Below are 23796 nucleotides of genomic sequence, written 5' to 3' on the forward strand. Positions count from 1 at the left end.
ACATGAGCGATAGGCCGACTCATCTGCCATTCGACGCGACAATGGCCCAACTCGGCTTCGTGTGGTTCCTGCGGCTTGTCTCCATTTATTGCCTCGTCGCAGGCGTCGGCTATTGGGCGCAGCTCAGCGGCTACTATGAAGGCATGCTCTGGCGCTTCGACCTGATGCCATGGCAATGGAAGGTCGCGACCGTCTCGCTTGCCATGCTCTATCCCGTGGCGTCGACCGGGTTGTGGATGATGGTCTCCTGGGGCCCGGTCATATGGTTTGTGGCCGCATTGGGCGAAACGCTGATGTTCACGGTTTTCTCCAATTACTTTTTCTACAGGCCGCAGATCGCCATCGTCCATGGCTGCGTGGCGCTACTTTATATTCTCTTCCGGATTGTGCTTTTCGTGCAGAAGCGCCAGCACGCAAAGCCCATCAGGTAAGTCTTCATTAAGATTGAAATTGATTCATTCGCGGTAACGCACTGTTAAGTCTGTGTTTTAAGTCGAATTTTATGCGTATTCGATAGTGTCTCCTCAACGGTGAGAAAAATACACCGAAACAACAGTGAGGCAGGTACTATGAACAACACACAGAGAAAGTCTGGTGAGAACCAGCGTTCAACACCTAGTGATACAGCATTGCGTACACTATATCTTGAAGCACTTCAGTTGGTCGAACGGTTACATCGTCGTCTGCTTGATGTGGTCAAGGATGAATTCGACCGCAATGGTCGCAGCGACATCAACGCCATCCAGGCATTGCTGCTTTTCAACATCGGCAATGCGGAACTGACCGCCGGCGAACTACGCAGCCGCGGTTATTATCTGGGCTCGAACGTTTCCTACAATCTGAAGAAACTCGTCGAACTCGGCTTCATCTCCCATGAACGTTCACGCACCGACCGCCGTTCGGTCCGGGTCAGCCTGACCGAAAAGGGAACCGAAGTCGCGGAACTGGTTGCGGGTCTCTACGAACGCCATGTCGCATCGATCGAGCATGTCGGTGGCATCAAGGCAGAAGAATTCCAGTCGATGAACAAGGCACTGCAGCGCCTCGACCGCTTCTGGAACGATAGCATCGCCTACCGCATGTAAGCGCATGCGGCTCCACAGCAAAAGCCCGGCTTCGTGCGGAACGAAGGCGGGCTTTGTTTGTTTTGTCTATTACCAGCGATGTCGCCGTTTGAACCACGACAAGTCGGGCGTTACTTTTGGCTTTGGTGCTACAATTTGTTGCCGCGCCATTGTGTACTCAATAGCTTGTTTTCCGTCACAAATGGCTCTCAAATTCTTGGTGAATAGGGTGACGTCTCCAAAATAATTCGGGTAGGCCTCAACCAGTCGGTCGATCTTACTCACTTCAACCAGAACGGCATTAATATTGTCGTTACCTGTTTCAACGCGCTGTTCAACTGCCCCCAACGAAGCGGAACTGGCAAGCGGGCTTGAATAACCTTCTACTCTTACCGAATGATCGGTGTTATCGTATTTAATCAGGTAAAAGTTGGGCCGATCTTCGCCGTGGACAAAATTGCTGAAATAGCTGGTAGCATTCTTCAGATCGTCAAGAAACTTGATGGCGCCAAGTTTACCATTCAAGACTCGAATCTCAGCTATGCGATGATCTCGTGACGGCAACTCCGTAATCGGATGACATCCCTCAGTAAATGCGAACTCCAAGGAAACTAATTGGAAGAGCCTTAGCCAATCCCGGTTGCCCTGTCCTGCCTTCATATCCTCATTTCTGTACAAACCGACAGCCTCTACGGCAGTCGCCCATGAGTGCTGAAGCCGAGTTCGAATTTGTAGTTCTATCCGCCGTCCAGAAAACGCAGATCTTTGGGTCCCACCGCTGAATGAGAAAACCATATGGTGACTTCGATAGCCGTCATCCTTCGGCTCGTCGATATAGGGATATTCTTTCTTAAGCTCGTGTGGAATTTCGCGGCATGCTGCTATTAGCTGCCGAACCCCATCAATGTCGTCAAGTACTGCACGGCAACCGGCAATGTCATTAATCTGTTCCAAATTCACGCTGTAGCGGCGCAATTTATTTCTTATGGAAGACATGCGTTTAGGCCGAGCGGCGGTAAATCCACCGATGTGCCCTTGTCGCATCCGTTGGACTACGGAACCGCGTACACTTCTCATTGGATAGACATGCGAATCTCGCCAGCTATTCGCTATGGCGAAAGTTTCCAGCGCTGCGTCTCGGTTTTCATCAGTCCAAAGGATGTCGCCCGCCAGCAATTCACCAGCGCGGCGAACCGCTCTCATAGGATAGGCTAGGTGTGGATATTCAGTCATTGAATCCATGAAATCGATTTCAGCGGTTTCGTCCGATATGAGCGAATCAACCACGGTGCAATTATTCATATCATGAATATCTCTTGGATCACAAAGTAAAACAGGGGATAATATTCCTACAAACCAGTTATGGCGTCAATTCAACTTTAGTCTTGCCGCGTGAGAGGATGTTTTTTGATTAAATGCTTTAGCGATGGTCGTTTGATATCCGAGCTTGCGCCTGCCCCGCAGTCATTAATCCGCCATATTGCCGTGGAAATGCCACAACACATATTCAGTGAAGTTCCATAGACAGCCGGAGAGGGCTGGTCGGCATTTGAACCATCACAATTGCGCGATCAGTGCGAATGTTGCTGTTTGTTAAGAGTGTTCCTGATAATTTTCGCGACCGGAGCTGTTTTTCTTTGTAAGCGGCGGGTTGACGGCAGATTTCCAGTTGGGTTGGACAAAATATGAAGAAATTTGGATCATCAGCACTTGATCGCCGCGCCTTTTTGACTGGTGTGGCAACTGCTGGTCTTGCCGCAGTAACAACATCGGCCTTTGCACAGCAGACGGATATTGGCGAAATTCTTGCCGCTCCGCGTCGCGGTAACTGGGATGACCAGTTTGATGCCCGCTCGACGACCCGTGCTAAAGTCGCCGGCTTCCAGCCGATCGCAAGCCGGGAGACGGTTTCCTTCACCGAGAGTGCGATCAATACATACAATCAGATTGTCAGCGGCGGCGGCTGGCCCACAGTGCAGCCGACAGTAAAGTTGCAGCTCGGCGTTGTTGATCCTTCCGTTCCTGCCATGCGCAAGCGCCTGATGATTTCCGGTGATCTTGCCGAAACAGCCGGCTTATCGAATTCTTTCGACACGTATGTCGATGCCGCAGTGAAGCGTTTTCAGTCGCGTCACGGTCTCCCGGCCGATGGCGTCATGGGGCAATACTCGCTCGCTGCAATGAATGTTCCGGCCGATATTCGCCTTGGCCAGTTGCACACCAACCTCGAACGCCTGCGCAAGCTCTCCAGCGATGATCAGGGCCCGCGTTATGTCATGGTCAACATTCCGGCTGCGCAGATCGAAGCCGTCGAGGCTGGCCGTGTCGCTCAACGCCACACAGCCATCGTCGGCAAGATCGATCGCCAGACGCCAATTCTCGACTCCAAGATTCAGGAAGTCATCCTCAATCCTTACTGGACGGCGCCAAAGTCGATTATCCAGAAGGATATCATTCCGCTGATGCGCAAGGATCCGACCTATCTGACGCGCAACAAGATCAGGCTGTTCAACGAGCAGACACGCGAGGAAATTGCGCCGGAGACTGTAGATTGGAACACTGACGATGCGGTCAAGCTGATGTTCCGCCAGGACCCGGGCAAGATCAACGCCATGTCCTCGACGAAGATCAACTTCCCGAATCAATATGCGGTTTATATGCACGACACGCCGCAACAGGGCATTTTCAACAAGCTTATGCGCTTCGACTCTTCGGGCTGCGTGCGTGTCCAGAATGTTCGCGACCTGAACGTCTGGCTGTTGCGCGACACGCCGGGCTGGGATCGCCAGACGATGGAAGCGACGATCAAGACCGGCGTCAATACGCCGATCGCAGTCACCAATCCGGTGCCTTTGCATTTTGTTTATGTGAGCGCTTGGTCGACGGGCGACGGTGTCGTCCACCTGCGTGACGACATCTACGAGATGGACGGACAGGCCGCCCTGTCGATCGGAACGAACACCTGATCGGTGCAGCCCACATGCCTGACAAACAGACCGCCTTCGGGCGGTCTTTTTGTTAGGGCGGTTTCGGGCTATTGCTTTTCGCGTACCGGCCATTGGCCTTGGGTATTTAAGTATGATAATGCGCCGCAATTACCTATGAATTCCCCACCGGCAAATGAGGGTCCTGTCACCATGTCGAATGCAGATACATTTTTCAACGCATCGCTCGAAGAAATCGATCCGGAGATTTTCAGCTCCATCCGCAAGGAACTTGGCCGTCAGCGCCATGAGATCGAGCTGATTGCATCGGAAAACATCGTGTCGCGCGCGGTGCTCGAAGCACAGGGCTCGATCATGACCAACAAATACGCCGAGGGCTATCCGGGCAAGCGCTATTATGGCGGCTGCCAGTTCGTTGACATTGCCGAGGAATTGGCGATCGAGCGTGCCAAGCAGCTGTTTGGCTGCGAATTTGCCAATGTCCAGCCCAATTCCGGCAGCCAGATGAACCAGGCGGTTTTCCTCGCCCTCCTGCAGCCGGGCGATACGTTCATGGGTCTCGATCTCAATTCAGGTGGTCACCTTACCCACGGCTCGCCCGTCAACATGTCCGGCAAATGGTTCAAGGTCGTGTCCTATGGCGTACGTCAGGACGATCACCTCCTCGACATGGATGCGATCGAGAGGCAAGCGCATGAGACCAGGCCGAAATTGATCCTTGCCGGCGGCACCGCCTATTCGCGCATCTGGGATTGGAAGCGTTTTCGCGAAATCGCAGATAGCGTCGGCGCTTATCTTATGGTCGATATGGCGCATATCGCTGGTCTCGTTGCAGCTGGCGTACACCCGTCTCCCGTCCCGCATGCGCATGTCGTCACCACGACGACACACAAGTCGTTGCGCGGTCCGCGCGGCGGCATGATCCTCAGCAATGATCCTGAAATCGCCAAGAAGATGAATTCGGCCGTTTTTCCCGGGCTTCAGGGTGGCCCGCTCATGCATGTCATCGCTGCGAAGGCCGTTGCATTCGGCGAAGCGTTGAAGCCGGAATTCAAGACCTATGCCCAGAATGTCGCCGCCAATGCGAAGACACTGGCCGAAACATTGAAGAAGAACGGCCTCGATATCGTCTCTGGCGGCACCGATAATCATTTGATGCTGGTCGATTTGCGCCCGAAGAATGCAACCGGCAAACGTGCCGAAGCAGCTCTCGGACGGGCCAACATCACCTGCAACAAAAACGGCATCCCGTTCGATCCGGAGAAGCCTTTCGTTACGTCCGGCGTCCGCCTCGGTACACCGGCCGGAACGACACGTGGCTTCGGTGCGGCAGAATTCACCGAAATCGGCAATCTGATTTCGGAAGTTCTGGACGGCCTCAAGGTGGCCAATTCCGACGAGGGGAACGCTGCCGTTGAAAAGGCGGTTCAGCAGAAGGTCGTTACGCTGACGGACCGCTTCCCGCTCTATCCATACCTTGGATAATACACTGGCAACAATCTCCCCGGCACCGGGGAGATTGTTGCCATACGTCTATTGGTTAACAGTTCGTATCGTAGGAACGCTTTAATCTCGCAGCGAAAGACCCTATCTTTGCAGCGATTTTAGAATCGCGTTCAGAGAGCTCATCGATGCGTTGTCCCTATTGCCAGTCCGAAGATACTCAGGTGAAAGATTCCCGCCCCGCGGAAGATGGTGCCGTAATCAGGCGCCGGCGCGTCTGTCCCGATTGCGGCGGACGCTTCACCACCTTCGAACGCGTGCAACTGCGTGACCTTTCCGTCGTCAAGAAAAGCGGCCGCAAGGTTGCTTTCGATCGCGACAAGCTGATGCGTTCGGTTGAAATCGCATTGCGCAAGCGGCAGGTCGATCCCGAGCGAGTGGAGCGCGCCGTATCCGGTATCGTTCGTCAGCTGGAAAGCTCTGGCGAGCCGGAGGTCAGCTCCGATGAGATTGGCCGGCTGGTGATGGACGCGCTGAAGGGCATCGACGACATTGCCTATATCCGCTTTGCTTCGGTTTATCGCAATTTCCGCGAAGCCAAGGACTTTCACGATGTCATCGATGAGATTACAGCCGGTGACATCGCAGCCGAGCCTGTCAAGGACGAATGAGCCCGATGACAGCTTCTTCGCTTGATCGCCGCTACATGGCAGCGGCCATTCGCTTGTCACGCAGCCATCAGGGGCTGACCGGAACAAATCCCTCCGTCGCGACACTGATCGTCAAGGACGGCGTGATCGTGGGACGCGGCGTTACCGCCATAGGTGGACGGCCGCATGCGGAAACACAGGCTCTGCTCGAAGCTGGCGAGAAAGCCCGCGGCGCCACGGCCTATGTGACATTGGAGCCGTGTGCCCACCACGGCAGGACTCCCCCTTGCGCCAATGCGCTGGCGACGGCTGGCGTGATCCGCGTAGTCTCGGCTGCAAGCGATCCCGATGAACGCGTGGCTGGTAAGGGCTATGCCATCCTGCGCACTGCCGGCATCGAAGTCGAGGAAAATGTGCTCCGGGCAGAAGCTGCCGACTACCTCGCCGGTTACCTGATTCGATCCTCCAAGAAACGTCCGGAAGTGACTCTAAAGCTTGCGCTTTCGAGCGACGGCTTCATCGGCAGCAAGGGGCGCGGGCAGGTTGCGATCACCGGTCCGGTATCGCGCGCGCAGGTTCATCTCATGCGCGCCGAGTCCGATGCGATCCTTGTCGGTATCGGAACGGTTCTTGCCGATGATCCTCTGCTGACCTGTCGCTTGCCGGGCCTGGAGGCCCGTTCTCCTACCCGCATCGTGCTCGATAGCCGGCTTCGTTTACCGCTTGATAGCGCCTTGGTCAGAACTGCTGGCACTGTTCCAGTTTGGATCGCCGCCAATGCAGAAGCCGATCCAGCCAAACGGCAAGCATTGGAAGCTGCTGGTTGCCGCATCCTCGCGACCGAAACCGATTGCGGTGCGACCGCACTGCCGGAGTTGCTGGACGATCTTGCGGCACAGGGCGTCGCAACGTTGATGGTTGAAGGTGGTGCAACCGTCGCCGGCTCGTTCCTGCAGGAAGATTTGGTGGATCGCCTGGCCCTGTTCGAAGGTCCGTCTGCAATTGGTAGTGAAGGCGGGGTTGTAGTGCCTGCACTGCGCTCCCATATGGCTCGTGGTTTCAACCTGTCACATGAATATCGCTTCGGTGAAGATCGCTACAGCGAATATGTCAGACCTCTCTAGGGAATCGCGGATGTTTACGGGAATTGTAACGGATGTTGGCAGGATAGGTCAGGTGAAGCCGCTCAACGAGGGCGTGCTGCTGCGTGTCGAGACCAACTACGACCCGGAAACGATCGAGATCGGTGCATCCATTTCATGCTCCGGCGTTTGCCTCACCGTAACAACCCTTCCCGAAAGAGGCTCCAATGCGCGCTGGTTTGAGGCCGAAGCCTGGGAAGAAGCGCTGCGGCTTACCACCATTTCCGGCTGGAAGACCGGAACACGCATCAATCTCGAGCGCTCGCTGAAACTCGGTGACGAGATGGGCGGCCATCTCGTATCCGGCCATATCGACGCGATGGCGGAAATCATCAAGCGTGAGGACGAGGGCGATGCGGTTCGTTTCACCCTGCATGTGCCCGGGCAACTTGCGCGGTTCATCGCACAAAAAGGTTCCGTCGCGCTTGATGGTACGTCGCTCACGGTCAACGGTGTAAATGGCAACGAGTTCGATGTTCTCCTCATTCGTCATTCGCTGGAAGTGACCACTTGGGGCGATCGCAAGGTTGGCGACAAGGTCAATATCGAAATAGATCAGATGGCGCGATACGCTGCACGGCTTGCAGAATATCCGAAATCAGCCTAGGACCTGAACCAACAACTAAAGAGACCTTTTGAAATTCACCTTGACAGGTTAGCTGATGCGGTTTTCGAGAACCGGAGCGCAGTGAACTTTTTGGGTTCATGAGCACCGGAGCGCAGACAATCGCTTCAGATGACCATCGGGGTGGATTTATTCCCTTCGGAGCTATCATGTCGAAAAAAAAGACGCACGCGCCACATCTGTTGATCGTGGAAGCGCGATTCTATGAAGATTTGTCTGATGCCTTGCTAAATGGTGCAAAATTGGCCCTCGACGAAGCCAATGCCACCTATGATGTCGTTACCGTTCCCGGCGCACTCGAGGTGCCAGCTGTCATTTCCTTTGCGCTTGATGGTGCGGAGGATGGCGGGACCGAGTATGATGGTTATGTAGCGCTTGGCACGGTCATCCGCGGCGAGACATATCATTTTGATATCGTCGCCAATGAATCCTGCCGCGCGCTGATGGACCTTGCTGTCGAGGAAAGCATCGCCATCGGTAATGGCATCCTGACTGTCGAGAATGAAGAACAGGCATGGGTGCGCGCACGGCGTGAAGACAAGGACAAGGGTGGCTTTGCGGCACGCGCAGCATTGACCATGATTGCCCTCAAGGACAAGCTCGGAGCCTGATCGATGCCTTCTCGAAAAGACGAGCAAAGCCCCCTCGTGAAGACCGCGAATAAGCGTGGCGTTGCTCGGCTGGCTGCAGTTCAAGCCCTCTATCAGATGGACGTAGCGGGTACAGGCGTGCTTGAGGTCGTGGCTGAATACGAGGAACACCGTCTCGGCAAGGAAGTCGATGGCAAGCAGTATCTTGATGCCGACCCGCAATGGTTTCGCGCCATTGTTTCAGGCGTCGTTGCCGATCAGACTACCCTGGATCCGATGATCCGTCAGGCTCTCACTGAAGACTGGCCGCTGTCACGTCTTGATTCGACGCTGCGTGCGATCTTGCGGGCCGGCATATGGGAACTGAAGAACAAGGCTGATGTCCCGACGGCTGTCATCGTGTCGGAATATGTCGACATCGCCAAGGCGTTTTATTCGGAAGAAGAACCCAAGCTGGTCAATGCTGTTCTGGATCGACTGGCTTTTGAACTTCGCGGTGAGAGCAAGGGCGTTAAAGGGCCACGCCGCTAATGGCGGTCGCGCGGATTTTCCTTAGCGTTCCTGTCGATTATATAGAGACCAACAAGCCCAAAGATCAGAGCCGAGATAGGCATCGCAAGAAGCCAAAGCGTTTGAAACGTGGTCATGATCTCATCCTTTTAAGGACAACGCTCGCGATATAATGTAGGGCGAAAGCACCCAGAATACAGATGGTGCTGGTAAACAGCAACAGCGGCCTCGGACTTGTCGAGCCATTGAAACTTGAAATCAACGGGGCCAACCCTCCTACTGCAAAAACGGCTACTCCCAACCCGTTCAAAAATGTTGCAAACAATTTGATACGTTCGTTGTAAATAACCTGCACAGGCAGACCTTTATCGCTATCCGCCTCCATTTATGCCGTTCGACTCCCGTTCTGCCTAGCCCTACTTTCGTCTTGCGTTTCGCTAAGATGCGAAAGACCTTGACGTTTTCACATTTGCTTCGCTACTCCTTACACATACGGTCGCGTTTCTGCCGGCCTGGCGGATTTCTTTGTGTGCCGTACCGAACGTGACCCGGGGAGGGGTTTTTCCGGTCAAAATCTGAGGGAGTGGCATGACAATACTGTTTTTGGTCATTGCCTGCGGTTTGCTGTCTATTGTCTACGCGTTTCTAGCCACCAAATCGGTGCTCGCGGCGGACCAGGGCAATGCGCGCATGCAAGAAATCGCCGGTGCAATTCGTGAAGGCGCACAGGCATATCTCACACGTCAGTACACCACGATCGCCATCGTCGGCGTCGTCGTCTTCCTTGCAGTCTGGTTTCTGCTTACCGGAACGGCTGCGATCGGCTTTCTGATTGGCGCAGTGCTGTCAGGGCTTGCCGGTTTCATCGGCATGCACGTTTCTGTCCGTGCCAATGTCCGTACGGCACAGGCCGCATCTCGCAGTCTGGCCGCGGGGCTTGAAATCGCTTTCAAGTCAGGCGCGATTACCGGCATGCTGGTCGCGGGTTTGGCCTTGCTCGGCGTGTCCGTCTATTACTGGATTCTGACTGGACCAATGGGTTATGCGCCCGCCGATCGCACTGTGATCGACGCGCTTGTCTCACTCGGTTTCGGCGCCTCCCTCATTTCCATTTTCGCGCGTCTTGGCGGTGGTATTTTTACCAAGGGTGCTGACGTCGGTGGTGATCTCGTTGGCAAGGTCGAGGCTGGCATCCCTGAGGACGACCCCCGCAACCCTGCGACGATCGCCGATAATGTCGGCGACAATGTCGGTGATTGCGCCGGCATGGCGGCCGATTTGTTCGAGACTTACGCGGTGACGATTGTCGCAACCATGGTTCTCGGTGCAATCTTTTTTGCCGCAACGCCTGTCCTCAGTGCGGTCATGCTCTACCCATTGGCCATCTGCGGCGCTTGCATCGTCACCTCTATCGCCGGCACGTTTTTCGTCAAGCTCGGCGCCAATAATTCAATCATGGGCGCTCTCTACAAGGGCCTTATCGTGACCGGGCTTCTGTCGATCTTCGGCCTTGCGGCGGCAACTTCCGCAACTGTCGGCTGGGGTGAGATAGGTACAGTCGATGGTCAGTTGATAACCGGAAGGAACCTGTTCTTCTGCGGAATACTCGGTCTGGTGGTGACGGCGCTGATCGTGGTCATCACGGAGTATTATACTGGCACCAATAAGCGCCCGGTCAATTCAATCGCGCAGGCCTCGGTTACCGGTCACGGAACCAACGTGATCCAGGGACTTGCGGTCTCGCTTGAATCGACCGCCTTGCCAGCTCTTGTCATTGTCGGTGGCATCATCTGGACCTATCAGCTCGCGGGTTTGTTCGGCACGGGCATCGCAGTCACCGCGATGCTCGGTATCGCCGGTATGATCGTGGCGCTCGACGCCTTCGGACCTGTCACTGACAATGCCGGTGGTATTGCCGAAATGGCGGGTCTCGATCCGGAAGTGCGCAAGTCTACCGATGCGCTCGATGCGGTGGGTAACACGACAAAGGCGGTCACCAAGGGCTATGCGATCGGTTCTGCCGGTCTCGGCGCATTGGTGCTGTTTGCCGCTTATTCGAACGACCTGAAGTTCTTCATAGCGGAGGCTGATAAGGCCGGCGCGACGGCGTTTTCCTACTTCAAAGGAATTGGCGCCGTCAACTTTGAGCTGTCCAACCCCTACGTGGTTGCTGGTCTCATCTTCGGTGGCCTCATTCCCTACCTCTTCGGCGGTATTGCAATGACGGCAGTCGGTCGTGCCGCGGGCTCTGTTGTTGAGGAGGTGCGCCGCCAGTTCCGCGAAAAACCGGGCATCATGCAGGGCACCGAACGGCCGGACTATGCGAGGGCGGTGGACATTCTCACCCGCGCTGCGATCAAGGAAATGGTTGTTCCCTCGCTCCTGCCTGTATTGGCACCACTTGTTGTCTATTTCGGCGTGTTGCTGATTTCCGGCTCCAAGGCTTCCGCCTTCGCTGCGCTCGGTGCCTCGCTCCTCGGCGTTATCATCAATGGCATCTTCGTCGCCATTTCGATGACGTCAGGCGGTGGTGCCTGGGACAACGCAAAGAAGTCCTTCGAAGACGGCTTCGTCGACAAGGACGGAACGCGCCACATGAAGGGTTCGGAAGCGCACAAGGCGTCGGTAACGGGCGATACCGTTGGCGATCCTTACAAGGACACGGCGGGTCCCGCTGTCAATCCGGCGATCAAGATCACCAACATCGTTGCCTTGCTGCTTTTGGCCGTGCTCGCGCACTGATTGCTGATACTCGCCCAACAAAAAACCCGCGAAACATGTTTCGCGGGTTTTGTTTTTTTAAGGGTTATCCGGAGCGCCTCCGGTGGGCGTGCCTGAGGCAGAGGGTACTGATGGGGTCTTGCCAACACCTTGCAGCAACTGGCCAAGGAACGAAAGATCCTTGCCGCCTGTCGGCGTGGTACGGGAAATGAAGTCGAATACCTTGCCGTCCTGCAATCCATAATTGGAGACGCTGGAAACTTTGCTGTCCTTGTCGAAATAGACGGCCAGAATGCGGCGTTCCGTGACCTTGGGCTGCATGAAGGCGACGCTGCGATGAGCTTTTTGCGAGATGTAGTAGAAAACCTCATTGTCGAATGTCGCCGTCGTTGACGGACTGCCCAGCGACAGGATCACCTGTTCGCGGCTGGAGCCCACAGGAACGAACTCCAGCGCCTTGTCGTCAATGACATAGCCCTGTGTCAGTGTCTCTGATGGATTGAGGTTGGCAGTATTGCAGCCAGCGAGCCCCGTAGCCAATAAAAAGGTTCCGGCGAGAAGGTATTCCCTTGAACAACCGGTCTTGAAAATCCGCTGCAGCAACGACATCTCCATTTCAATCTGGGCGCAAGTCTTTCGCTGCCCGCAGAACTTCGGTAAACCACCTTGAAGTCCGATGCAACACGCGACTCGTGATGCATGGGAGACTCAAGTTAGGGCCTAACTACATGATTCTCAGTCTATTCAGCCGCAAGGCCAAAGCAAATGAGGCGATTACCATTGCCCTCTACGATGCGATCGTGGCAGCGGCGCGGCAGCCGTTCTTTTATTCGGACCTGGATGTACCGGATTCGCCGCTGGGCCGGTATGAAATGCTCTCTTTGCATGTTTATCTGTTTGTCCGACGTATTAAAGGCAGAAGCCCGGCACTGAAAGCCATCGGCCAAGAGGTGACGGACGAATTTTTCAGGGATGTCGATCATTCCTTGCGCGAGCTCGGCATCGGGGATTCGGGTGTGCCCAAGCGCATGAAGAAACTGGCGCGGATGTTTTACGGCCGTATCGAATCCTACGACAAGGCGCTTGAAAGCAATGATCACCCGGCATTGATTGCCGCGCTTGCGCGTAATGTTCGGCCTGACAGCGATGGCTGGTCAGGCGCGGCTGCGCTGGCAGATTATGTAGGGCGGGCGGTCCAGTTGCTGGAGAGCCAGCCTGACGAAGTACTCGCAAGCGGGAAAGTGATATTTCCTGAAGCAGGCGCTCTTGAAACATCGCGGAATTGAAAGGGGGAAAGCAATATGACGACCAGAAAAACCGATGGAGCCTTAAGCTTTCCTGTTTCCATCAACCGCCTGCCGCAAAAGGGGGTGACAATAAAGATCGATGCCGATCAACGTGAGCGTGATGCCCTGCGCGACTTTCACGAATTGGAGGACGTCAAATCGTTCAAGGCCGATCTGCAGATCGTGCCTTGGAAAAAGGACGGCATTCGCGTTCGGGGTACGGTCAAAGCAGAGATCGTCCAGTCATGTATCGTAACGCTGGAACCGATCGATGCGACGGTCAACGCGGAGATCGATACGCTCTTCGTGCCGGAAAATTCCCGGCTTGCCCGTTTGCCGCTCGATGAAAATGGCGAACTCATCATCGACGCCGAGGGGCCCGATGCACCGGAGACGTTTTCCGGCGACAGGCTCGATGCAGGCGCTATCGCAGAGGAGTTTTTTGAACTTGCGATCGATCCCTATCCACGCAAGCAGGAAATCGAAGACGCGCCACCGGTCGTGGCGAGTTTTGGCGAAGCGGACGAGGCGGAAAAACCTGCCAATCCGTTCGCTGGTCTGAAGGATTGGAAACAGAAGACTTGATTGGTGCCATGTCCTCGGCATAAGTAATGCCGCCCGGATAGGCGCATCCGTACTGAACAGGACAGGACAATCGAGAGTGATCAGAATTTCCATTGATGCCATGGGCGGTGATTTCGGTCCATCGATCGTCATTCCCGGCATGGCAACGGCGCTGGAGCGCCATCCTGATATCAGGTTCGTGATTTTTGGACGAGAAGAAGAGGTCCAGCCGCATCTGGCAAAACATCAGGCATTGTCCAACGCCTCGACGTTCCACCATTGCGATGTGTCCGTGCGCATGGACGAGAAGCCGAGCCAGGCTTTGCGCAATGGCCGCTGGAAATCGTCGATGTGGCGTTCGATCGAGGCCGTAAAGACAGGCGAGGCAGATGTCTGCGTTTCCGCGGGCAATACCGGCGCGCTCATGGCGATGTCGAAGTTCTGCCTGCGTACGATGGCAAATGTCGAGCGGCCCGCCATCGCTGGCATATGGCCGACTTTGCGCGGTGAAAGCATTGTACTCGACATAGGCGCTACGATCGGAGCAGATGCGCAGCAACTCGTGGACTACGCTGTGATGGGAGCCGCCATGGCGCGCTCCCTTTTTGACATCGAGCGCCCCACGATTGGCCTTCTGAATGTCGGCGTGGAAGAGATCAAGGGGCAGGATGACGTCAAGGACGCGGCGCGTATCCTACGCGAAATTCCGCTGCCCAGCCTCGAATATTACGGCTTCGTCGAGGGTGACGACATCGGCAAGGGCACGGTGGATGTCGTTGTCACGGAAGGGTTCACCGGGAATATCGCGCTCAAGGCAGCAGAAGGTACAGCCAAGCAATATACACAGTATCTGCGCGAGGCCATGAGCCGCACATTGATGGCGAAGATTGGATATATTTTCGCCAGGGGTGCGTTCAACCGTCTGCGCGAGAAGCTTGACCCGCGCAAGACCAATGGCGGCGTGTTCCTTGGCCTTAATGGTGTCGTCATCAAGAGCCATGGTGGCACGGACGCGCTGGGCTTTGCCTCCGCCATCGATGTTGGTTATGACATGGCTCACAACAAGCTTCTCGACAAGATCGCTGCGGATCTCACGCATTTTCACAAGGGTCCGGTCGGCGTCGCCTTCAAAGACGAAGCTGACAACGACACAGAAGCCGAAATACAACAGGAAGTTAAATGATCAGATCAGTTGTTAAAGGTATAGGGGCGGCCAAGCCGGCACGCCTGGTCAAGAATGCTGATCTGGAAGGCATTGTCGAGACAAGCGACGAATGGATCGTTCAGCGCACCGGTATCCGCCAGCGTTATATCGCTGGTGAGGGCGAGACGACGGCTTCGCTCGGCGAGGCAGCAGCACGGGCCGCGCTGGATAATGCCGGTCTCACGCCGGACGATATCGATCTGATCATCCTGGCAACTTCGACGCCGGACAACACATTTCCCGCGTCGGCGGTCGATATTCAGGCACGCCTTGGCATGACGCACGGCTTTGCGTTCGATATGCAGGCGGTGTGTTCCGGCTTCGTCTATGCGATGACCACAGCCGATCTCTATATTCGTGGCGGCATGGCCAAACGCGTTCTGGTCATTGGATCGGAGACGTTTTCCCGTATCCTCGACTGGAAAGACCGCACGACATGCGTGTTGTTCGGCGATGGTGCGGGTGCTGTTGTTCTTGAAGCGGGTGAGGGCCGTGGCCTGACCTCGGATCGCGGCGTGCTCACCGCCAATCTGCGTTCCGATGGGTCGCACAAACAGAAACTATATGTAGATGGTGGACCATCCACGACGCAGACGGTGGGGTATCTCCGGATGGAGGGTCGGGAGGTATTCAAGCACGCTGTTGGCATGGTCACCGACGTGATTGAAGCGGCGTTTTCCGAGGCAGGAATTACTGCTGCCGACATTGATTGGTTCGTTCCGCACCAGGCCAACAAGCGCATCATCGACGCCACCGCGAAGAAGCTCGACCTGCCTGCAGGGAAGGTTGTCATCACTGTGGACCAACACGGAAATACATCAGCCGCTTCAGTACCCTTAGCTCTTGCGGCCGCTGTCGCCGATGGCCGGATCAAGCAAGGCGATCTCGTCCTCCTCGAAGCCATGGGTGGGGGGTTTACGTGGGGTGCAGTTCTGCTACGGTGGTAGCAGGCAGGTTAAGCATTGAATTAGTTCACGAACTTTCTCAACGTGCTTGCCCGATCCGGTTTCATTCTGTAACTTCCGCTGTCACCTGGTAGTTTTGCAACAAACGAGAGCTTTGAGATCGTATGGGGGGTAAGACCATTACGCGCGCTGATCTGGCTGAAGCGGTCTATCGCAAGGTAGGGCTTTCGCGAACTGAATCAGCTTCGCTTGTCGAGACAATTCTCGATGAAGTGTGTGACGCAATTGTTCGTGGCGAGACCGTCAAATTGTCGTCTTTCGCCACGTTCCAGGTAAGAGATAAAAACGAACGCATTGGTCGCAATCCCAAGACGGGTGAAGAGGTTCCAATCCTGCCGCGCCGGGTAATGACGTTCAAGGCGTCGAACGTGCTGAAGCAGCGAATTTTGCGCTCGCACCAGACGCGCAAGAAAAAAACAGCCTGAACATGGCTGAATTTGCGTTCTGCACGCTCCGGATGCAAGATTGCTGTGGTGTAGTTTAGCGCCGCGCTTGAAAAATGGTCGATAAACCGCTGAAATAGAGGTCGAATCAGAATTTCTCCTGAGAGGGTGAAATCATGGACAAGAGTCCCGACGCATTTAGAACCATCAGCGAAGTTGCAGAAGATCTCGATCTGCCCCAGCACGTCCTGCGCTTCTGGGAAACGCGCTTCACGCACATCAAACCGATGAAACGTGGCGGCGGTCGTCGATATTACCGCCCGCTGGACGTGGATCTGCTGAAGGGGATTCGCCATCTGCTCTATGATCAGGGCTATACGATCAAGGGCGTGCAGCGGCTCCTACGCGAAAACGGCACGCAGTTCATCATAGCGCTCGGCAGCGGCGATACAGCAGCAGCCGAAGCGATCAGCCAGCAAAAGCAGGCCTCGGCCCGTCAGGAAGAAGCCCTTGCCGCCGAGCAGGACCGCGTCGATGCCGACGAGGAAGCTGCCGTCATGGGAACGTCGAAATCTGCGCCCCAAGGCAGGCGTCTCTTCGGACTTATCAAGGGTGACGACGAGGGCCCGGTTGCCGCCGATGGCAAACGGCTCTCCAAAGACAATCGTACGCTTCTTCAGGAAACGCTGTTTGATCTGCTTGAATGCAAGCGTCTGCTTGATCAGGTCCGCTGAATTCATAGAGTCCCAAAAAAAAGCCCAGCTTCTACCGGAGCAGAAGCTGGGACTCGGGGTTGGCTGTGGGGTTGCAGCCTAGCTGGTTGGGGGACCAGTTTTGTAGAAACGCGGATGTGTCGCAAAGGTTCCGCAAAAAATAATTTTTTTTCTAGCGGGCCGGCATGCCGAATTTTTAGCGAGCTAGCATCCCGATAATCACGCCGAGGCCGGCGATGATCATCAGCGTCGAAACCGAATTTTGCGTTGGCGTATTGGCAATTTTCTGAGCCCGATGACCCAGAGCGCTGGCAGCGCGCGCCCCGCGCTCCTTGATTTCATCGAAAGTCGAGCTTTCGTCATCGTCCGACAGATTATCGAGGAATTCGATACCGCGGTCGGACAGGGTTTTGGTAATCGCCGCCAGATCGCGCTTCAAATCGGCGATCTCACTGCGCAGTCTTTCCTTGTCCGTCTCGCCCTGCATGGCTTCGGTCATGTCGTCCATGGTAAGTCATCCTTGTATCAACGGCGTGAGAAAAGCCCGAGTAGCAAAGCTGCAGCCGCAATGATCGCGACCGTCGCCACAGGATTCTCCTTGGCGGTATCGGCAGCGTAACGAGCCTGCCTTGATGCGGAGCGCTTCATCTCGTCAAATCGTTCAGATCCCAAATCGGAAAGACTGGCCGAAATCTTGGAAATCTCTTTGCGCAACGCCGCGATCTGCGCCTCGACGTCGCCCTGGATATCATCTGCATTTCTGGAAAACATTGCCATTTTGAAGCTCCTGTTCATCACAGGGCTATAACGGGTCGCCAACGCTTATGTTCCGCGCTATTGCGAGACAGCTGCGGAATTGATCGGCGCGTTGCCTTCCCAAAGCGGCAACCCTATTGATTTTGCTACTTCGGGGTCCGCCGTATAAACCGGATATCCCTGACGCAGCAGCGTCAACAATATTTCGCTATCCATCTCGACATGGAGGCGGGACAAATTTTCCTGGTTATAGACATGTCCGGTCGATTGCGGATTGATTCCGCTGATGATCACGGCGGTGGCACCGTTCAATAACGCGAAAAGTACTGCGATCACCCCGTTCGAGCATTTGGAAATTGCATCCAGTTCGAGCACCTTCAGCCCGCAGATTTTTTCCACCAGCGCAATGCGCTGATAACGGTTGACGATCTGAACCCTGTCATAGTGGTAGTCAAACGCTTGCAGGTGCTCGTTCAGGCTCGCCAGGCCCTTGCGCCACAACAGCACGTAAAGCATGCCCGTGCGCTCGCCCTTGAGCACGCGACGGACCTCGACCGCGTTCGTGTTCGTGCCATCGAGCTGCCTGTACTGCATGAGCGTGACGTCGGGCACTTCTATGCCCCATTGCCGGGTCACTGCCTGCGAACCATTGATGGTGATCACACGAAATGTTTCGTCAAAATCGATGGGCTTATGAGAAACCGGAGCCGAGCCGACAACCACGACTGGTCCGGCAAAGGGAATGGCCAGCACTGGAGGCTTTGGGCGGCGCAGTATGTATTTGAGTCTCCGGAACAGGAGCAGCTTGGTTTCCGCAAACGAAGCGGTCATTCGGTAGTTCTCCAGTCCGAAACAATTCTACAACGGCCGAATACGGACCTTGTATTGGCCGACTTTCGGTGAGGTTCCGAAAATCTGCAGTTCTTCATCTTCAAACCGGAAAACGGATGACGCAAGTCTGAATTCCGTATGCACATGGACAGGATTCAACTCACCCTTCTCGGTAAAGCGCACCACTGAAACCTCGTCGTCGCGAAAGCTGATGTGGACGCGCGTGCGCTCGTCGACCGTCCTGTCGCTGCTGAACAGGATGTCGGCGTCAAAACGGCACCGGCCGCCACGATCCCTGTTAATGCCCGAATAGTCCACAAAGTTGGCCAAGGCGTCGAGATTCGCATCTTGATCGATATGGTCTGTTTCCGGTGGTTCCATTGTATTTCCTCGGAGGCCGGAGCCAAACGTCTTAAAGCCCCGACGCAAATTCGTTAGGGGTGCAAAACCGCCATTCGCAGCCCTTCATGGCGAATTTTCGTTCAGGCTCTTAGAACTTGAACGAAAGGTCGGCCTTAAAGCCATTGTCCAGTGCTTTGCTGCCGAACTGACCATTATAGGACAGACCAAGCGTCGCGCTATGCGTGATCTTGAGATCAAGACCGGCCTCGACTGCGAACGCGTCCTTGTCGATTGGCACGCCCAATATCGTGAAAGCGTCGCTCCCAATGAAGGCAAGGCGGGACTGCGGCGTTACATCGTCAAATGCATGCCGCCAGCCCAGCATGCCGCGCGCCGTTGCCGACATGCTTCCCATCGTGAAATCGGTGGACGCCCGCAGGCCCAACGTGGTGAAGGTCGTATCGGTCGTTTCACTCGATGCGGATAGTGCCGCTGCGCCACCGGATTCGGAGAAGGAGTCGCTCCGGAAATTAACATAAGCGAGGTTGGCGAAAGGTTCGAACGCGACGCGGCTGGTATCGATGCGGTAACCGAATTCACCGAAGACCTGGGCTGTCCCGGCGTCGTAGTCGGCGCTCAGATCCTCGGAAAAGCCCGGGAATTCCACCGAGCGATGGGTGTCGATATTGCTCCACGTATAGGCTGCACCGGCACGGAAGCCGAGATTGCCCCACTGCGTGCCGCCATAAATGCCGAGGTGATAATTGTCGCTATCCCCCGACGAGGAGCGATCATCGACATCGAACGATGTGCGGCTATATCCGGCAAGCATACCGAGACGCCAGTTTTCCCAGACAAGTGCGTCGGCTCCAATGACAAAGCCGCCGGTCGTGCGGTCAAGGGATGCGGCATTGCCATCGCTGTCGGTCGAACCCCAATTGCCGAAGCCTGTACCCCATACGCCGAATTTGTCGGTTGTTGCAGGAGCAAGTTCCGGGCCGCCTTCGCCATAGGCCATGATCGGCAGAGCAGCGGTAGCCACGCCGCCAAAGGAACTGCGAACCCTGTTGATCGCAGCATCGCGGATGAAACGGCTGTCCTCGATCAACGCTGTCTTCGTCGAAGCGTAAATCTCGCCCGACAATGAATCGAATGCTTCGCGTGCTGTGGCGGCATCGAGCACAAGAAGGCTGTTGTACAGAGCCAGCGAGCTGCCGCTCTGAACCAGCGTATCAAGAGCGCCAGCCGTCGCCAGCTGGTTGCGGGTCTGCGCGACCGATACGAAAGGACCCTGGTTCGGTGGTGTCTGCTGGACCGCAATGGTTAAATCCACTGCATTGGCGGTGTTCAGAATCGTCGCGCTCAAAAATGCTGAGTTGCTCAGCACGTTCGGATCGAATGCTCCGCTGACGCCGCCCTGTGCCGTCAAGATCCTGTAGACCTGTCCAGTCTGGTAGCTCGTCTGCGGGTCAAGTGCCGTGACTGCGACCGAACCACCCTGCAGAGTAGCAACGCCGGAAGCTGCGATCAGATCGGATGCGCCCGAGCCGGCGAGTTCAACACTATAGATCGAGCCGGCAGCAAGAGTTATGTCTCCGGCGACATTCAGCGTACCGATCGAGTTGCCCGGAGCAATTGTAGCACCGGAGGCCACAACCGTACTGCCGACCGTACCGATACCGCCGAGCGTCCCACCGCTCAAAACATTGACGGCACCGATGGTGCCGTTGACGGAAAGCGTTCCCTGATTGACGGTCGTGCCGCCAGTGTATGTATTCGCACCAGAAAGCGTCAGGGTTCCCGTACCGGTCTTGGTCAGTGATGCGCCGGTGCCGCCATTGGTACCGCCGTCCTGGATCACGCCGGAATATGTTGTCGACAGATTGTTCGAGCCGACGGTGAAATCGATGGAACCGAGCCGCAATTCGCCGCTGCCCTCGATGGAGCCAGCGGTATTTGCAGCAGCGGCGTTGCGCGAAAAATCAACGAAACCGGTGCCGATTGTAATCAGTCGTGCACTGGCGGCCGTGCTGGTATCTTCGAAGAACGTGCCGCCGCCGACATTGTTGGTGATTGTGGCGCTTCCGGCGCTACTACTAGCGAGGAACTGTGTTCGACCATCACTTATGTTGATGATCGATGCGTTGCCCGCCGTGCTGGTCGTGTCAAATATCGTTGTCGAATTCTGGACGGCCGGTAGAGTGGAGGAGCCGCTGTTGGTGATCGTGGCTGTCCCGGCAGACGTGCCTGCGCCGTCGAACCGAATTTGGCTGCCATCCGCATTGGAAATTATGGCCGCGCCCGCCGTGCTGTTATCCAGAAACTGAATCAACCCGGTAAAGGAATTGAGACTGATCTGAGCATTGCCGCCGGTCGCGTTCTGCTGGAATATGATTGTTGCTGTTCCGCTTAGGTTAGCATTCCCCGCCGTGCTGTTATCCTGAAACCGGACATCACCGCCAGGCAGCAAAAACGTCGCGTTCCCGGCCGTGCTGGTATCGCTGAACAGCGTGACACTTGGCTGGCCGGCGCTAATATCGTTGGTAATAGTGGCATTACCGGCGGTGCTGTTGTTCATGAAGGTCGTGCCGCCGCCCTGGCTGTTTCTGATGGTGGCACTGCCAGCGTTCCCACCATTGAAAACTGTGTTCCCCGTGGTGTTGTTGGTAATATTCAGTGATTGAGCATTGAACCCATTGGTCAACTGCAGCTCCGCAGAAGCACCACCGCCGGGATCACCGACGACCACAGGACCGGTGCCAAGCCTGCCAGTTCCCCTTGCTTCAACTATGCCAGACAATACGGTCGTCCCGCCGGTATAGGTATTGTTGCCCAAGAGAAAGAGAGTAGCTGGGCCGTTCTGCGTTACGCCGCCGATACCAGTAATATTTGCGGATATCCCCGTGCCGCCCGACGAAGTATTCGTCAAACCTGCAGCAGTGAGAAAGTTCACGGTGCCGCTTTCCATCGAGTAGGTCGTGGTGCCGCTGACGACCCAGCTGCCCACCGAGTGAGTGACGCCGCCAAGATTTACCGTCGGCTGCAATAAACCAGTATCATCAAACGTGGCGCTCTCTCCGGCAGTGTCCGGTACATTGTTCGGCGTCCAGTTTGTCGCGGTACCATAATCCGGTCCCGCCCCATTCCACGTCTGCGCGTTCGCTTCGCCGAAAATCGAGAGGGAGACCGTGGCAGCCATGCCGAGAATCGAGACTACGGTCAGCGCAGTCGATGCGCGCAAAGCTTTGCGTAGAGTCATGCCGATACCTATCCCACCTTTTCTTCGGACGCAGCTGTCGAGGATCCCCCCTCTGCCGTGCCGGCTTTTTAGAAAATGCATAAAACGGTCATTAGTCGTGCGAGTCAAAGCTCTACTATAAGTCGAAAGGTTTAGTTTTCGAATACAATCGGGCCGAGCATTCATCTTTGGGGAAAGGTGTTGCGGAATTGTTACTTAATGGCTGGGGCCGACGAAGATGCACCGCAATCGGGGCGCGATGTACCCTTGCTACGTGGACCGCTTCATCGGCGGCTGCTTCCAGGTTCCATCGAGCGCTTCCGGCTTGGGCCAGTAGAGACGCATTGCTATAACGAATGGGCCTTTGGGCGCAGGCAGCCAGTTCGGCTCCTTGTCTTTGCCCGGGCTTTCGTTCTGGATGTAGAATGTCAGCCCGCCATCGGTGTCCTTGACAAATTGCGGCAGCATCGGCGAATTGAGCAAGTAGCGATTGATCGGATTGGCGACAAGCAGGCTCTGTGGCAGTTCATACATCGTAAGTGACCAGAAGGCGTGGACCGGCGGCAGTTCCCCCGCTTCGAAATGCACGGTGTACTTACTCGCGCCGTCGAGCTTCATCCCCTCGGTATCGACCGCATAGACCGGGTACATCGCTTCCTGCTTCGAATTGCCGTAGATGCCGAGCACGGCGGCCCCCATGCGGTAGAGGTAATTGTTCTTCAAATATTCCCGCGTGCCGAACAGTTCTCCGAAGGTTATCTTGCCCGCATCAATCTGCTTGCGCAGATCGTCAAGTTCGGCCCAAGCGTCGGCCATGCCCTGTTCAATGGCCACCTTCATTTCTGGCGAGCTGACGTTGATCGTTTTCCCCGCGCCGACCCCAATCTTGGCGAACCGCGCCATGAGGTCGGTTTCGGACGGATCGGTCGGGCAGAATTGCAGGAGGAAGTTCACGATATTGAAGAACTCGGGCGATGTCCTCTCGTCGCCAGGAGACAACGGTTTGATGAAATCAATGGCGGGCGCAGCCGCAGGTGCTGTCTGATCGAGGAATTTGGATAGAGGTTCTGCTTTGTATTCTGCCTGAATTTTCTTGACGTTATCGAGGTCGTCCGGATTGAAAAGCTGCGTGCGATAGGCCGCAAGCACAAGTTCCGTCTCCGAACGGATAACCTCCTTCACGCCCTTTGGTGTTTCACCCTTCCAGCCTGGCCCGGCGATGAGGAAACTACCGCCATCATTGCCGGTCGCACGGCTACCAATGTAAGCGAAATTGAATGTGTATGCGTCGATGAACTGGATGCTGAAATAGCGATCCTTCTCGATGGGCGGCACGGTGAGTACTATCGGTTCGGCACGCAGGTCCAAGCCGATGAAGGAGTAGGGCGTATCGGAGTTGGCTGACTGGATGGCCGTATCGGCTGGCGTATAGACACGCGCAATGTTGACCAAATGGTTCCAAGGTCCCTTGTATTCTGGACTTTTGGTATCGACGAAATAGGCGTGCTCGATGCGGTAGTCGTCCACCATGGGGAAACCGTATATGTAGGCTTCCTTGGCGATGCCGCGCGCTTCCTCCGGGGGTATGCTGGTCTGGGCTAGTGCCGATGTGAAGCGCAAAGCCGGAATCAGGGCAATGCCGCAAGCAAAGCCTCGGCGTGTGATACTTGTCACGAGTTGATCCTTCCCCGTTGATTTAAGTCGCAATTGTCGCGGCGTTCAAACGCCGTCTCAGTCAAAAGAAGGTCTCGACGTGAGGAAAAGAACAAGTACGTAACGGTTAATTCACGGATCAAAGATTGAAAATGCGCGTTTAGAATTTGG

General features: G+C 55.6%; 24 protein-coding genes. 16 read left to right on the plus strand and 8 right to left on the minus strand.

Features of this window, described 5'->3' with window-relative positions:
• Window positions 1-2: 2 nt before the first annotated feature.
• Both LB462_RS02990 and ldtR read left to right on the plus strand, forming a co-directional pair.
• Window positions 3-431: a DUF6163 family protein gene (locus LB462_RS02990; protein ID WP_112530829.1), complete on the plus strand. Its 429-nt coding sequence runs from the start codon at window positions 3-5 to the stop codon at window positions 429-431.
• A gap of 138 nt (window positions 432-569) precedes the next feature.
• Window positions 570-1085 carry a transcriptional regulator LdtR gene (ldtR, locus tag LB462_RS02995; protein WP_114429215.1) on the plus strand — a complete coding sequence of 172 codons (516 nt, stop codon included), beginning with the start codon at window positions 570-572 and terminating at the stop codon, window positions 1083-1085.
• A gap of 69 nt (window positions 1086-1154) precedes the next feature.
• Here the strand turns inward: ldtR and LB462_RS03000 are convergent, their stop codons facing one another.
• On the minus strand, window positions 1155-2351 hold the full coding sequence (locus LB462_RS03000; protein WP_224505890.1) for a RelA/SpoT domain-containing protein: 1197 nt from the start codon (window positions 2349-2351) through the stop codon (window positions 1155-1157).
• A gap of 398 nt (window positions 2352-2749) precedes the next feature.
• On the opposite strand from LB462_RS03000, the gene LB462_RS03005 reads away from it, so the two are divergent.
• The 8 genes from LB462_RS03005 to LB462_RS03040 all read left to right on the plus strand — a co-directional run bounded on the left by LB462_RS03005 (window position 2750) and on the right by LB462_RS03040 (window position 11711).
• Complete coding sequence (locus LB462_RS03005; protein WP_224505891.1) at window positions 2750-4030, plus strand: L,D-transpeptidase family protein; 1281 nt, start codon at window positions 2750-2752, stop codon at window positions 4028-4030.
• A 171-nt stretch (window positions 4031-4201) separates the two neighbouring features.
• Complete coding sequence (gene glyA / locus LB462_RS03010; protein WP_224505892.1) at window positions 4202-5494, plus strand: serine hydroxymethyltransferase; 1293 nt, start codon at window positions 4202-4204, stop codon at window positions 5492-5494.
• Between the two features lie 146 nt (window positions 5495-5640).
• Window positions 5641-6123 (plus strand): transcriptional regulator NrdR, encoded by a 483-nt coding sequence (nrdR, locus tag LB462_RS03015; RefSeq protein WP_112551308.1) that lies wholly within the window; start codon window positions 5641-5643, stop codon window positions 6121-6123.
• A gap of 5 nt (window positions 6124-6128) precedes the next feature.
• Window positions 6129-7226, plus strand: a complete 1098-nt coding sequence (gene ribD, locus LB462_RS03020; RefSeq protein ID WP_370637036.1) for a bifunctional diaminohydroxyphosphoribosylaminopyrimidine deaminase/5-amino-6-(5-phosphoribosylamino)uracil reductase RibD — start codon at window positions 6129-6131, stop codon at window positions 7224-7226.
• 10 nt (window positions 7227-7236) lie between these two features.
• The gene (locus tag LB462_RS03025) at window positions 7237-7851 is read left to right on the plus strand and encodes a riboflavin synthase (protein ID WP_224505894.1); all 615 of its coding nucleotides are present in this window, start codon (window positions 7237-7239) and stop codon (window positions 7849-7851) included.
• 167 nt (window positions 7852-8018) lie between these two features.
• On the plus strand, window positions 8019-8480 hold the full coding sequence (locus LB462_RS03030; RefSeq protein WP_112530968.1) for a 6,7-dimethyl-8-ribityllumazine synthase: 462 nt from the start codon (window positions 8019-8021) through the stop codon (window positions 8478-8480).
• Between the two features lie 3 nt (window positions 8481-8483).
• Window positions 8484-8990 (plus strand): transcription antitermination factor NusB, encoded by a 507-nt coding sequence (gene nusB / locus LB462_RS03035; protein ID WP_224505895.1) that lies wholly within the window; start codon window positions 8484-8486, stop codon window positions 8988-8990.
• Window positions 8991-9557: 567 nt separating this feature from the next.
• On the plus strand, window positions 9558-11711 hold the full coding sequence (locus LB462_RS03040; RefSeq protein ID WP_224505896.1) for a sodium-translocating pyrophosphatase: 2154 nt from the start codon (window positions 9558-9560) through the stop codon (window positions 11709-11711).
• A gap of 57 nt (window positions 11712-11768) precedes the next feature.
• Here LB462_RS03040 and LB462_RS03045 read toward each other — a convergent pair whose 3' ends face one another.
• Window positions 11769-12293 carry an outer membrane protein assembly factor BamE gene (locus tag LB462_RS03045; protein ID WP_370637037.1) on the minus strand — a complete coding sequence of 175 codons (525 nt, stop codon included), beginning with the start codon at window positions 12291-12293 and terminating at the stop codon, window positions 11769-11771.
• 125 nt (window positions 12294-12418) lie between these two features.
• Here LB462_RS03045 and LB462_RS03050 point away from each other — a divergent pair, with 125 nt between their 5' ends.
• The 6 genes from LB462_RS03050 to LB462_RS03075 all read left to right on the plus strand — a co-directional run bounded on the left by LB462_RS03050 (window position 12419) and on the right by LB462_RS03075 (window position 16826).
• Window positions 12419-12976 (plus strand): ubiquinol-cytochrome C chaperone family protein, encoded by a 558-nt coding sequence (locus tag LB462_RS03050; protein WP_224505897.1) that lies wholly within the window; start codon window positions 12419-12421, stop codon window positions 12974-12976.
• 15 nt (window positions 12977-12991) lie between these two features.
• Window positions 12992-13561, plus strand: coding sequence for a YceD family protein (locus LB462_RS03055; RefSeq protein WP_224505898.1), 570 nt, complete (start codon window positions 12992-12994; stop codon window positions 13559-13561).
• A 76-nt stretch (window positions 13562-13637) separates the two neighbouring features.
• Window positions 13638-14723 carry a phosphate acyltransferase PlsX gene (gene plsX, locus LB462_RS03060; RefSeq protein ID WP_224505899.1) on the plus strand — a complete coding sequence of 362 codons (1086 nt, stop codon included), beginning with the start codon at window positions 13638-13640 and terminating at the stop codon, window positions 14721-14723.
• Entirely contained in the window at window positions 14720-15691 is a 972-nt protein-coding gene (locus tag LB462_RS03065) for a beta-ketoacyl-ACP synthase III (RefSeq protein WP_112551315.1), read from the plus strand. The genes plsX and LB462_RS03065 overlap by 4 nt, the downstream gene beginning before the upstream one ends.
• A gap of 122 nt (window positions 15692-15813) precedes the next feature.
• Complete coding sequence (locus tag LB462_RS03070) at window positions 15814-16134, plus strand: integration host factor subunit alpha (RefSeq protein ID WP_106716952.1); 321 nt, start codon at window positions 15814-15816, stop codon at window positions 16132-16134.
• Between the two features lie 134 nt (window positions 16135-16268).
• Window positions 16269-16826 carry a MerR family transcriptional regulator gene (locus LB462_RS03075; protein WP_112530843.1) on the plus strand — a complete coding sequence of 186 codons (558 nt, stop codon included), beginning with the start codon at window positions 16269-16271 and terminating at the stop codon, window positions 16824-16826.
• 175 nt (window positions 16827-17001) lie between these two features.
• On the opposite strand, the gene LB462_RS03080 is transcribed toward LB462_RS03075, so the two are convergent.
• The 6 genes from LB462_RS03080 to LB462_RS03105 form a co-directional block, all read right to left on the minus strand.
• The gene (locus LB462_RS03080) at window positions 17002-17313 is read right to left on the minus strand and encodes a hypothetical protein (RefSeq protein ID WP_224505900.1); all 312 of its coding nucleotides are present in this window, start codon (window positions 17311-17313) and stop codon (window positions 17002-17004) included.
• Window positions 17314-17330: 17 nt separating this feature from the next.
• Window positions 17331-17582: a hypothetical protein gene (locus tag LB462_RS03085; protein ID WP_112551317.1), complete on the minus strand. Its 252-nt coding sequence runs from the start codon at window positions 17580-17582 to the stop codon at window positions 17331-17333.
• A gap of 57 nt (window positions 17583-17639) precedes the next feature.
• Entirely contained in the window at window positions 17640-18392 is a 753-nt protein-coding gene (locus LB462_RS03090; protein ID WP_224505901.1) for a membrane-anchored protein, read from the minus strand.
• 27 nt (window positions 18393-18419) lie between these two features.
• Complete coding sequence (locus LB462_RS03095; RefSeq protein ID WP_224505902.1) at window positions 18420-18773, minus strand: hypothetical protein; 354 nt, start codon at window positions 18771-18773, stop codon at window positions 18420-18422.
• A gap of 109 nt (window positions 18774-18882) precedes the next feature.
• A complete protein-coding gene (locus LB462_RS03100) occupies window positions 18883-21993 on the minus strand; it encodes an autotransporter outer membrane beta-barrel domain-containing protein (protein ID WP_224505903.1) in 3111 nt (1036 codons plus the stop codon).
• Between the two features lie 249 nt (window positions 21994-22242).
• Window positions 22243-23604: a DUF1254 domain-containing protein gene (locus LB462_RS03105; RefSeq protein WP_370637055.1), complete on the minus strand. Its 1362-nt coding sequence runs from the start codon at window positions 23602-23604 to the stop codon at window positions 22243-22245.
• Between the last annotated feature and the right edge of the window lie 192 nt (window positions 23605-23796).

Source organism: Phyllobacterium chamaecytisi (assembly GCF_020164455.1).
Lineage (GTDB): Bacteria > Pseudomonadota > Alphaproteobacteria > Rhizobiales > Rhizobiaceae > Phyllobacterium > Phyllobacterium chamaecytisi.